General features: G+C 38.8%; 10 protein-coding genes. 6 read left to right on the top strand and 4 right to left on the bottom strand.

Annotated elements, in window-relative coordinates; all coding sequences use genetic code 11:
• Nucleotides 1-55 precede the first annotated feature (55 nt).
• Together QA584_RS15785 and QA584_RS15780 are read left to right on the top strand one after the other, a co-directional pair.
• A complete protein-coding gene (locus QA584_RS15785) occupies nt 56-1,672 on the top strand; it encodes a TlpA family protein disulfide reductase (protein ID WP_278270013.1) in 1,617 nt (538 codons plus the stop codon).
• Nucleotides 1,673-1,687: 15 nt separating this feature from the next.
• Complete coding sequence (locus tag QA584_RS15780; RefSeq protein ID WP_278270012.1) at nt 1,688-2,092, top strand: GtrA family protein; 405 nt, start codon at nt 1,688-1,690, stop codon at nt 2,090-2,092.
• Nucleotides 2,093-2,268: 176 nt separating this feature from the next.
• On the opposite strand, the gene QA584_RS15775 is transcribed toward QA584_RS15780, so the two are convergent.
• A complete protein-coding gene (locus QA584_RS15775; protein ID WP_278270011.1) occupies nt 2,269-3,822 on the bottom strand; it encodes an ABC-F family ATP-binding cassette domain-containing protein in 1,554 nt (517 codons plus the stop codon).
• Between the two features lie 406 nt (nt 3,823-4,228).
• Nucleotides 4,229-5,059 carry an alpha/beta fold hydrolase gene (locus QA584_RS15770; RefSeq protein ID WP_278270010.1) on the bottom strand — a complete coding sequence of 277 codons (831 nt, stop codon included), beginning with the start codon at nt 5,057-5,059 and terminating at the stop codon, nt 4,229-4,231.
• 505 nt (nt 5,060-5,564) lie between these two features.
• Here QA584_RS15770 and QA584_RS15765 point away from each other — a divergent pair.
• Both QA584_RS15765 and QA584_RS15760 read left to right on the top strand, forming a co-directional pair.
• The gene (locus tag QA584_RS15765) at nt 5,565-6,224 is read left to right on the top strand and encodes an HD domain-containing protein (RefSeq protein WP_278270009.1); all 660 of its coding nucleotides are present in this window, start codon (nt 5,565-5,567) and stop codon (nt 6,222-6,224) included.
• Between the two features lie 55 nt (nt 6,225-6,279).
• Nucleotides 6,280-6,768 (top strand): CYTH domain-containing protein, encoded by a 489-nt coding sequence (locus tag QA584_RS15760; protein ID WP_278270008.1) that lies wholly within the window; start codon nt 6,280-6,282, stop codon nt 6,766-6,768.
• 31 nt (nt 6,769-6,799) lie between these two features.
• Here the strand turns inward: QA584_RS15760 and QA584_RS15755 are convergent, their stop codons facing one another.
• Nucleotides 6,800-8,962: a sensor histidine kinase gene (locus tag QA584_RS15755; protein WP_278270007.1), complete on the bottom strand. Its 2,163-nt coding sequence runs from the start codon at nt 8,960-8,962 to the stop codon at nt 6,800-6,802.
• A gap of 13 nt (nt 8,963-8,975) precedes the next feature.
• Nucleotides 8,976-9,671 (bottom strand): response regulator transcription factor, encoded by a 696-nt coding sequence (locus tag QA584_RS15750; RefSeq protein ID WP_278270006.1) that lies wholly within the window; start codon nt 9,669-9,671, stop codon nt 8,976-8,978.
• Nucleotides 9,672-10,086: 415 nt separating this feature from the next.
• On the opposite strand from QA584_RS15750, the gene QA584_RS15745 reads away from it, so the two are divergent.
• Entirely contained in the window at nt 10,087-10,974 is an 888-nt protein-coding gene (locus QA584_RS15745; RefSeq protein WP_278270005.1) for a sulfide/dihydroorotate dehydrogenase-like FAD/NAD-binding protein, read from the top strand.
• A 35-nt stretch (nt 10,975-11,009) separates the two neighbouring features.
• On the top strand, nt 11,010-12,404 hold the full coding sequence (gene gltA, locus QA584_RS15740) for an NADPH-dependent glutamate synthase (RefSeq protein WP_278270004.1): 1,395 nt from the start codon (nt 11,010-11,012) through the stop codon (nt 12,402-12,404).
• Nucleotides 12,405-12,490: the final 86 nt, after the last annotated feature.

Below are 12,490 nucleotides of genomic sequence, written 5' to 3'. Positions count from 1 at the left end.
ATATAAAAGGTAAATTCATCCGACACTCATAAAAATATCAGGAAGGAATCTTACGATGCATTTTCTTGGTGAAACGAAGCTGGAAAAAATAAGCAGACTTGGCTTTATAATTGCCTTTTTTATTTTTATTGCGGCAGGGGGCTTACTGCTTGATTCTTATTTTTCACAAAAAGGTGAGGATAAGACTGTAATCGGTGAGAGTCCGCCGGAGGAACTAGCCGATGCTATGTCGAATTATCCGGATAATATAGTTCTGAATAAAAGCCTGGAGGATATTACGATTTATGATGACCAGGATAAACCTGTTACATTAAGAGAATTCAAAGGTAAGAATGTGCTGCTGATATTTTGGGCCAGCTGGTGTAAATATTGTAAGGAAGAATTAAGCGGTCTTAAGGATTACCAAAGAATAGCAGGTCAAAACGGAGATACCATAATAATCCTGGTTAATAAGCTGGATGGAGAAAAAGAAACCAAACAGCAGGCAATGGATTATTTAAAGGATAATAATATACCTTATAAGACTTACTTTGATAAAGATCTTAAGGTGTACAAGGAACTTGGTGTTAAGATTGTACCTACCACATTGGGGCTTAATGGTAATGGAATTTTAAAGTTTTGCAGTCCTGGAATGATAACGGAAAGTAATAAATTAGAAGCTTATATGGATTATCTAAGAAACGGAGCCTCCTATGCAACTAGCAGGTTTATAACCAATAGCTTAACCAATGCAGAAGGCGGAGTCCGTGTTAACTATAAAGATAAGGAGGGAACAGAAAGTCCCTCCGGAAGTGATGTTTTAAGCGAATCCCAGGGGATTATGATGGAATATGCACTCTTAAAAAAGGATAAAGCTCTCTTTGACCGGTCTTTCGGGTTTGTAAAAGAATATATGCTAAGCCGTACAAAATTGGCAAGCTGGGTCATAGCCAAGGGAGAGCCGTCAGATTCTAACTCTCTGGTTGATGATCTGCGTATCTATAAAAATCTTTGTAAGGCGAATGAACTCTGGGGCGGTTACGGGGACCTGGTTAAAGGCTGGGAAGGGAATCTATATCGATATAACACGAAAAATCAACGGTTAGTAGACAATTATGATTTTAAGAATAAAGCGAAAGCGAACCGGTTAACACTTTGTTTTGCTGATATGGAAAGTCTGAAACTTTTGTCGGACAGAGATCGTAATTATCAGCCTGTTTATAATAATGCGCTGGAGGTTGTTAGCGGCGGTTATTTAGGCGATGATTTTCCTTTTTATTACAGCTGGTATAATTATAAAACGAAAGACTATGAAGACACAGAACTTAATATGGCAGAAGCGGTTTATACTATTTTGAATCTGGCAGCCATAGGAGAGCAAAAGTCTGCTACAATTAACTGGTTAAGAGATAAAGTAGCTGACGGAGGCATAAAAGCCCGTTACACTACACAGGGTGAGGTTGTGAAAGGTTATAATTATGAGTCCACAGCAATCTATGCTATCGTTGCCATGATTGGTCAAAAAATAGGTGATGATAAAATGGCTTCCGATGCTCTGGCACGTATGGAGCTGCTTCGCGTAAATGATACGAGTTCAATCTTTAACGGTTCTTTTGGTACAAATAATGGTGAGGATATTTATTCCTTCGATCAATGTATGGCACTTCTGGCCTATGGTTGGTCCAAAGAATAATGCAGGTAAAAGTTTATGATTAAAAAGTTAATTAACCGGGAGACAATATTTTATGCTATTTCCGGTGTGCTGACCACCCTCGTTAATTTAGCGGTTTTTTATATCTTCTGTTATTTTATCGGGGTTAACAACTTAATTTCCAATATAATTGCCTGGTTCATCGCAGTTACCTTTGCCTATTTTATGAATGCACGGATTGTATTTCTGGATTCGGGTAACAGCCGAAAGGATGAATCAATCAAGATAATAAAATTTTTTCTTGCAAGAGGTCTTTCTCTGATTGTGGAAGAAGCCGGATTATTAATCTTCGCCAATTTATTCGGTTTTAACGATATGGTTGTTAAAGCTATTTTGGCGGTTGTGGTTATCATCATGAATTATGTTTTAAGTAAGGTCTTTATTTTTAATCAAAAAGAATAAAAGGAAAATGCGAGAGATAAGCGTAGCAACATTTTAATAATTGTTATTACAATAGATCCGGCATATAATAAAATCCATGAAACACAGTCAAGGTAAGTTTTGAACCTGAACGGTACTTCATGGATTTTTAATTTTATAGCACTTAAATAATCTATTAAATAGCAATTAATAATTAGTTAAAATTTCGTACTCCAGTTGGAGCAATCCCATACTTTTGTCGCAAAATCCTCATAAAAATCCGGTTCATGGCAGATTAAGAGGATACTGCCTTTATATTCGGTCAGTGCCCGCTTTAATTCGGTTTTAGCATCCACGTCCAGATGGTTGGTAGGCTCGTCCAGAAGTAATACATTGGTTTCCTGGTTAATTAATTTACATAAACGTACCTTGGCCTGTTCGCCGCCGCTTAACACCCTTACCATACTTTCAATATGCTTGGTGGTAAGTCCGCATTTTGCCAGGGCGGAACGTACTTCATACTGGGTCAGGGACGGGAATTCCCGCCAGATTTCTTCAATACAGGTATTATTTTTAGCACCGCTCATTTCCTGTTCGAAATATCCCTGGTATAAATAATCCCCAAGAGTTACCTTGCCTTCCATAGGAGGAGTAAGACCGATAATGCTTTTTAGTAAAGTGGTTTTACCAATACCATTGGCTCCCTTTAATACAATTTTATCGCCCCGTTCCATTGTTAAAGTCAAAGGTTTTGAGAGGGGAGAGTCATAACCGATAACTAAATGTTCCGTCTGGAAGATGTATCTTCCGGCAGCCCTAGCTTCTTTAAAATAAAATTCTGGCTTTGGTTTTTCTTTGGCAAGTTCAATCACATCCATTTTGTCCAGTTTCTTTTGTCTGGACATGGCCATATTTCTGGTAGAAACCCGGGCTTTATTCCTGGCAACAAAATCCTGTAATTCGTTAATTTCCTGCTGTTGTTTCTTATATGCGGATTCCAGCTGGGATTTTTTAACCTCATAAACTTCCAAAAATTTATCATAGTCCCCTACATACCGGTTTAATTCTGCATTTTCCATATGGTAAATGATATTAATTACACTGTTGATAAAAGGTATGTCATGGGAGATTAATATAAATGCATTCTCATAGTCCTGCAAGTAACGCTTCAACCATTCAATGTGTACAGTATCCAAATAATTGGTAGGCTCGTCCAGTAATAGGATATCAGGTTTTTCCAGTAATAATTTACCTAAGAGTACTTTAGTTCTTTGACCGCCGCTTAGTTCTGTTACATCCTGGTCAAGACCGATGGCATCCAGACCCAGTGCCCGGCCGATTTCTTCCACTTTTGTATCAATAACGTAGAAATTATTATTATCAAGAGTATCCTGAATCGTACCAAACTCCTCCATGATCGTTATGAGCATGTCCGGTTCTGCATCCGCCATCTGATTGCAAAGTGAATTCATTTTTGTTTCCAGGTCATATAGATAGGAAAAGGCTGATTTTAATACCTGACGGATTGTCATGCCTTTTTCTAATACAGAGTGCTGGTCAAGATAACCGACTCTGACATTCTTAGCCCATTCAATATTACCTTCATCCGGCATTAATTTACCGGTAACAATGTTTAAAAAGGTAGATTTACCTTCTCCGTTGGCGCCAACCAGTCCGATGTGTTCTCCTTTTAACAGACGGAAAGAAACATTATTAAAGATTGCTCTGTCTCCAAAACCATGAGTGAGATTAGTTACATTTAAGATGCTCATACATGCTCCTTGCGTGAAATATAGTGCGTAACTTGAGGGTTACCTTATAGATTATACATACTTTTTGTATAAATTCAAGTGAAAAATTTTATGAAATAGTTACAAAATAAAAATGTCTGACTTTAACGTAAGAATTGCTGGGGTGTGGATAAAATCAGCTCTGAGATTGTGAAGAAAGCATTGCTTCTGATATCGTGCATAAGCTAAGGATTTTTCCTATATACAGTAATGATCAGAAGACTCAGAATGATATGCTTATGCATGTTATCAGAAGCAATGCGTTTCGTTTAATTTATGAGCTGATTTTATCAATTCTTGATATGAAAATAAATATCCCACACTTTGTTTTGATTTATGTTGTCTCATAAAATTTACGAGCTTTATCATTAGCTTATAAAAGTAAAGTTTAACAGTATAATGAAGTGTTTTCAATAAATTGTCTTACTTCCATATTAAATTTAGCATACTGTTCTATAAAGAGGGCATGGCCGCTGTCCTCAAAGGGAATTAGTTTGGAATTTTTAATGAGTTGGTTTTGCGCTACTCCCAGCGGGAAATAGCATACTTCATCATGTATCCCGTGAAGAATCAGGGTTGGAACTTTGATAGTGCCAAGGTCGTAAAATAAACCTTCTTCATCCAGCCAGGTGTTGGCGACTTTAGCGGTGGCCCAGGAGGCTGCCATTAGACCTAACTGGAATAACCAGTCTTTCATCGGATCACCTACATCCTGATAAAAGAAGAGATTGCCAAAATCCCGGAGCATTTGCGGACGGTTATGGTAAGTGCCGCGGATAATATCAATGACAGCTTCTTTTGTCTGACCATAAGGGAAATAGGGTCTTCTGATCAGACTGGGAGCTGCAGCAGCGCAGAGCACCAGTCTGGATACACCATAAGCACAGTGTCTTGCCATATACCTTACGGCGATGGCACCGCCGGTGGAATGTCCTAATAGTGTTACATTTGATAAGCCGAGAGCTTCTATGACACATCTGACATCGTCGGATAACCTGTCATAGTTGTAGCCTTCAAAGGGTTTATCGGACAGACCAAAACCTCTCTGGTCAAGCCCGATACAGCGGTAGCCTAACTTAGGCAGCTGATTGAATTGATACTCGAATAAATCATGGCTGCCCGGCCACCCGTGTAAGAATACAATTGTTTTCTGACCTCTGGGATTTAAGTCCTCGCAGTAGATGTTAACGCCTGGTTCTACATTTATATAGTATCCCAAAAGAATACCTCCAATAATTACTTTTATTTATTATTTTATTCCGTGGGTAAAAATGTGTTAATGGAAGATAATCTTTTCAGGAACTTAACATAAGGTTAATAGGAATACTGTAAAGTTAATACACTGTCGTTATGATGTCTGACTGGTGTCTGTGGTTATCGGGTTGGAATCTAAGCATTCTGAGAATATTTGATGTGAATTCAGAATAACAAGGGTTGATAGAATATTTGATGTGAATTCAGAATAACAAGAGTTGATAGAATATTTGATGTGATTCCAGAATTACATGAGTTAATAGAATATTTATTGTGAACCAGAATAACAAGAGTTCATAGAATATTTATTGTGATTCCCGAAATACAAGTGTATAATAATAAAATATGTAATATTGGTAATAACTTCATATAAAGTTATGTCCCTGATATTGAATCCGGAATGGGATAGCGATATACAAAAAACCTGTCTGAGATAAGAATAGAAAAAACTAACATAAGGAGTCTTTTATATGATAACCTATAAAGAAATTAAGAAGAACCCGCAGATTAAAACCTATATACAAAAGGCAGATGAATCATTAAATGCGTTAGGATATACGGAACACAGCTTTGCCCATGTTGGAATTGTTGCAGAAGTGGCAAGATATATATTAACCACTATGGGTTATCCCCAAAGAACCATAGAACTGGCTCAGATAGCCGGATATATGCATGATATCGGCAATGTAATCAACCGGGTAGACCATGCCCAAAGCGGCGCGGTTATGGCATTCCGTATTCTTGACAAAATCGGTGTGGATGCCGAAGAAATAGCTATAATCATATCAGCGATTGGAAATCATGACGAAAGTACGGCGGTGCCGGTCAATGAAGTAGCAGCAGCTCTTATTTTAGCAGATAAAACCGATGTACGTTATACCCGAGTAAGAAACCGGGATCTTGCTAGCTTTGATATCCATGACAGGGTTAATTATGCCGTAAAGGAATCAAAAACCATTATAAATGAAGAAAAAACGAAAATATCCCTAAACCTTACCATAGATACTGAGTTTTCCTCTGTTATGGACTATTTTGAGATATTTCTGGAACGTATGATATTATGCAAGAAGGCGGCGGAGAAGTTGACTTTAAGATTTCAGCTCATTATTAACGGGCAGAAAGTTTTATAGTTAGTCTGAATACAGCGTTCCTATAGAGTTAAAAAGAATAGAACGGAGGATTATTATGGAGATTGAACGGAAATTTTTGATAAAAAAAATGCCTGAAAAGCTGAACCAATATGAGAAAAAAGAAATAGAACAGGGATACCTTTGCGCTAATCCGGTAGTAAGGATACGTAAAAGCAGCGAAGAATATTACTTAACCTATAAATCCCGTTTAAACATGATAGAAAAGGAAACTGATATAGCCCTGACCTGTGAAGAAGTGGAACTCCCTCTTAGTGAAGAGGCATATCTTCATTTACGAAATAAAACCGACGGACATCTGATTACCAAAACCAGGTATCTGATTCCCCTTGAAGGCGGTTTAACGGCTGAACTTGATGAGTTCCACGGGTGCCTTGAGGGGCTGATCTTTGTGGAAGTGGAATTTCCGGATGAAGCAGCCGCAGCCCAATTTGCTTCACCTGATTGGTTTGGAGAGGATGTCTCCTTTGATAAAAGATACAAAAACAATTATTTGGCAGAAATAAATACTCTGACGGAATTCTAACCCGATAGGATTAACCTTCCGTCAGAGTATCTTAAACATAAACCCGCTTAAATCTTAGGACAGCTTTAAATAAGTCGCCATCCAGTTCAATATCAAAGACCGCGTCTTCAAGGGCTGCAAGGCTTTTGGCGATGGATAGACCAAGACCGCTGCCTTCTGTATTACGGGATAAATCACCTCTTACAAAACGCTCCATTAATTCATCCGAATTAATATTTAATTTATTGGCAGATATATTTTTAACAGAAACCGTAACGGTTTCTTCCTCTGTTAAGATGTCCACGTATATCCTGGTTCCACTTAGGGCATATTTATTGGCATTAGAAAAAATATTTTCAATAATACGATAGGTACTTCGTCCGTCAGCCAGAATGTAAATCGGTTCCTCCTTCATATTAAGGACGGCCTCCAGATTATGGCTGATAAAACGGTCTTCAAATTCACCGATGGATTGTCTAACCAGTTCTACCAGGTTTAGATATTCCAGATTCAAAGAAATCGCACCGGAGGAGGCCTTAGAAGCTTCCATCAGATCCTCAATCAATGTCTTAAGGCGCCAGGTTTTCGAGGATAGGACATCTAAATAACCGGCAGCTGTTTCATTAGCCAGATTTTCCTTCTTTAATAAATCCACATAATTGATGATGGAGGTAAGAGGAGTTTTAATATCGTGGGACACATTGGCAATCAATTCGGTTTTAAGGCGCTCACTTTTTAATTTTTCCTCAACGGCCACCGAAAGGCCGTCACCGATGTTGTTAACATAAGCTGCCAGGGTAAGTGCCGGTTCCTGCATGGTAGTAACCGGGATTTTGTGATTTAAGTCACCTTCTGCAATTTCTTTGGTCTCTTTTGTGATAATGTTATAATCAATTGCTGCTTTTAAAAGGACATATGCTAAAAAACAGTAATCCGGTATGGCAACTACTAAAAACTCCACTCTTCGGTTAAAGAGTATGGGTCTGTTATAGAGATAAAAAGCCAGGAACTGTATGGCTGCAAATAAACCAATTAGTGCAAATACCCGGTAGGTTATACTCTGTTGTGCAAAGAAATCCCGGATAAACTGCTGCAGATGCTTTAGTAAGCGCAGGATTAATGAGTTTTTAAATAATAAATTAGCTTTTATCCGTCTGATCAGGCTTAAGAAGCCAAATAAACAAAAGGGGTAGATAATGGCATAAGCCAATATAAGCAAATAATAAGTATCCAGATAAAATCTCCACTTTAGCAATCTGCAGGCATAATAGGCAGCGAAACATAAACCAATAATGCCGGTAACTACGAATATAAATCCGACTTCGGTATAGCAGCGGTCGAAGCTGTTTGTGACAATTTTTTCCTGTCCTTTTTTATGACCGGAGAACGAGATGACAATACCTATAAACAATAACAGGACAATAAAGGAAGCCGGAACGGGATAAATGGAATTCTTATAATTATCGTGTAATTTTTGAAATTCTTTAAACATAAAACCAAATTCATCTTTTTGGTTTGGAAAGCCGCTTACTATGGTGGTGCATATGATATATTCCCCCCGTTTGATATCCGGGTTATCAAGCTGGCTTATAAAGTTTCCATTAATATAATCAATTACCCAGCTTAAATTCTCATCATTTAAGTACTGGTAATTTCGATTGGCATTGGTTGCATACCGTTCCGTTTTCGTGTTGATGATCAGATAGGCATCATTGCTTTTTGCGCTTTCCAGGTAAGCATTCATGGATTTCTTACCATATTTTTTATCAAGGGCCGCCACCTTATCATTTAATTCGGAAGAACAGTATACCGTACCAGTCTTTAAGTTCCTGACATAGTATTGGAAGTTGCTGTGGGGCTGGTTTAGTATGGCGTTGTAATAATCAAAATCTTCTCGCTGTTTATTGGTATCCGAATAGAGTGGCTTTTCTTTATCCGTTTCAAATAAAGCAGACAAATCCAGGGAAGAGGAATCATACCCAAGACTGCCGGAATACCCTTTTTCCCGGTAGTCGGCATAGACGGCTACCCGTTCCACATATTTTAAATATTTGCTTTGAAATTCAGAGGTTTCCTTAAAGTCAGTGGTATTAGCAGAATAGGAATCCAGATAAGTCAGAATATGGTAGGATCCAACTACAAGATTAAGTCCGCACAGAAAGAGGGCTATATGTATCAATGCCTTCATAATAAAGGACCCTTTCACTTTATTCATTGTACAGCTCCTTTCAGTATTTTTCCACCTTATAACCAATACCCCAGGCAACTTTCAGATATTTCGGCTCTTTGGGGTTAATTTCAATTTTTTCACGGATATGACGGATGTGGACTGCAACAATATTATCAGCGCCATAAGAAGGCTCATTCCAGATCAGTTCATAAATTTCATTAATGGAGAACACCCGGCCTTTATTTTTAACTAAAAGTTTGAGTAGATTATATTCAATTGGTGTAAGTTTGATTAATTCATCGTCTACATAGACCTCTTTTCGGTCATCATTAACGACTAACCCGCCGGACGAGTAGATATTTTGTTCCTCTGTCGCGATACTGCCAAGTTTGGTATAACGGCGCAGGGCTGATTTTACCCTGGCAACTAGCTCCAGGGGATTAAAAGGTTTTGTTATATAGTCATCTGCTCCTACATTTAAACCCAGTACCTTATCACTGTCTTCAGATTTGGCAGTAAGCAAAAGAATGGGAAGGGTGCTGTTATTTTCCCTTAATTTCATCGTGGTACGAATGCCATCCATCAGAGGCATCATAATATCTAACAGGGCAAGGTGTATTTCATTGGAATTAATGATATCTATGGCTTCTTTGCCGTTGTAAGCTTTTATCACCTGATAGCCCTCGGCATTCAAATAGATCTGTATGGCTTCCACGATATCTTTATCATCATCACATACCAATATGTTGTACATATTTTTTATCCTCCATGGCTTCCCTTATGTAATATAATTAATAATTATATATTATTTTGGAGAAAACTTCTATAATTAATATTTATTCTATCATCCTATAACCTTAATAAGTTACTGTTCGCAAAAAATACACAGGGTGTTCAGGTAGAGAACAATAACTTCTAATACACCTGGAAATTCTCACGATTTATAGCATAACATGTAAAAATAAATTATAAAGATAAAAAATCTTAAGAATTTATGAACTCAATAATATTACAATGAAATATTACTATCCAATTAATGAAATCTTTAATATTATGCACTATTCCCACATAAAAATACTGGATTTTTTATATGGAATATTCTATAATGTAGAAAGTTGTTAGAAAAGCAAAGGATATGAAGCTAGTTTGGGAAACGGAGGGAATTAAGCATGTACGAGATTGTAAAAAAAGAAGCATTGGCGCCGAATATTTATTTGATGGATATTAAAGCACCAAGAGTGGCAAAGTCCTGTTATCCGGGGCAGTTTGTTATTGTAAAGATGGATGAAAAAGGGGAAAGAATTCCCTTGACTATATGCGATTATGACAGTGAAGCAGGTACCGTTACCATAGTGTTTCAGGCACTTGGAACTTCAACAAAACGAATGGCTTCCTATGAAGCAGGAGAAAGTTTCAGAGATTTTACCGGACCCCTTGGATGTAAATCAGAGCTGGTGGAGGAAACCAAAGCAGAATTAGAACAGAAGAGCATTCTTTTTGTAGCAGGAGGCGTTGGAACCGCGCCGGTTTACCCCCAGGTAAAATGGATGAAAAATCATGGCATAGATGTTGACTGTATTATAGGTGCCAGAAATAAAGAACTGATAATTTTGGAAGAGGAAATGAAGCAGGTAGCTAAAAATGTATATGTGGCTACCGATGATGGTTCCTATGGCTTTAAAGGAAATGTGAATGACTGTATCAAAGACCTGGTTAATACCCAGGGAAAACACTATGATCTTGTTATTGCCATCGGACCGATTATTATGATGAAGTTTGTATGCATTCTAACAAAAGAGCTGGGAATCCATACAATCGTTAGTATGAATCCGATTATGGTAGACGGAACCGGAATGTGCGGTGCCTGTCGTTTAACTGTTGGCGGGCAGGTTAAATTTGCATGTGTGGACGGACCGGAGTTTGACGGACATCTTGTAGATTTTGATGAGTCCATGAAACGGCAGCAGATGTATAAAACGTCGGAAGGAAGAGCTGTTCTAAGAGAACGGGAAGGTAGTACCCACAAAGGCGGCGGCTGCGGCTGCAGTGATAATTAACCGGTAAACAAGGCATGGCAGATAGGAGTAAAAGCATGGATGTATTAAAAAGAATACCTGTGAAAGAACAGGACCCTCAGATAAGAGCACATAACTTTTTAGAAGTATGTTTAGGATATGATGAAGAAGAAGCAAGGCTGGAGGCCAGCCGCTGCTTAAAATGTAAAAATGCGAAATGCATTACCGGCTGTCCCGTATCCATTGATATCCCTGGATTCATTAAAGAAGTAGAATCCGGCAATATCGAAGCCGCCTCCAGGGTAATTGCTGGATATTCTGCACTACCGGCAGTCTGTGGAAGAGTATGTCCTCAGGAGTCCCAGTGTGAAGAAAGATGTATCCGCGGATTAAAAGGAGATCCGGTATCCATAGGTAAGCTGGAACGTTTTGTTGCAGACTGGTCCAGAGAACATAATATTAAACCGGAAGTTCCGACAGTCAAGAAGGGCAGGAAAGTAGCAGTAATCGGTTCCGGACCTGCAGGGCTTACCTGTGCCGGAGATTTGGCTAAGCTTGGTTATGACGTAACTATATTTGAAGCCCTCCATGAACCTGGCGGGGTATTGGTATACGGGATTCCAGAATTCCGTCTGCCAAAAGACACAGTAGTTAAAACGGAGATCGATAACGTAAAAGCGCTGGGTGTAAAAATTGAAACTAACGTGGTAATCGGTAAATCTACTACCATTGATGAATTAATGGAAGAGGAAGGCTTTGATGCGGTATTTGTAGGCTCAGGAGCCGGATTACCTAAATTCATGGGAATACCGGGAGAGAATGCCAACGGTGTATTTTCAGCAAATGAATATCTGACCAGAAGTAATCTTATGAAAGCTTTTGATGAGAATTATGATACTCCCATTGCGGCTGGTAAAAGAGTTGCCGTAGTCGGTGGCGGCAATGTGGCCATGGATGCGGCAAGAACTGCATTAAGGCTTGGTGCCCAAGTTTATATTGTATACCGAAGAAGTGAAGAAGAACTTCCGGCCAGAGTAGAAGAAGTCCATCATGCCAAGGAAGAAGGGATTATATTCAAGTTACTGTCTAATCCCACTAAAATTCTGGTAGATGATAACGGATGGGTCAGAGGTATGACCTGTGTTGAAATGGAACTGGGTGAACCGGATGCCTCGGGTAGAAGAAGACCGGTAGAAAAACCGGATTCTGAATTCGAACTTGAAGTGGATACGGTTATCATGTCCCTGGGTACAAGCCCCAATCCTCTTATTTCTGCAACTACAAAAGGGCTTGATATCAACAAATACAGGTGTATCATAGCGGATGAAGCGACAGGACGAACTACGAAAGATGGCGTATTTGCCGGCGGTGATGCCGTAACCGGTGCAGCTACCGTAATACTTGCCATGGGGGCAGGAAAAGCTGCTGCAAAGGGTATTGATGAATATTTAACAAATAAGAATGACAAGTAAAAATAACAGCCACCCAAAGGGTAACTGACCCTTTGCGGTGGCTTTCTAATACTGAAAAAAAGATTGCCTAATGCCCTGTTTATTGG

Source organism: Anaerocolumna sp. AGMB13025 (assembly GCF_029689925.1).
In the GTDB taxonomy this organism is placed as follows: domain Bacteria; phylum Bacillota; class Clostridia; order Lachnospirales; family Lachnospiraceae; genus Anaerocolumna.
The sequence above is the reverse complement of the archived record's forward strand: the minus strand, read 5'-3'. Positions and strand labels throughout refer to the sequence as shown.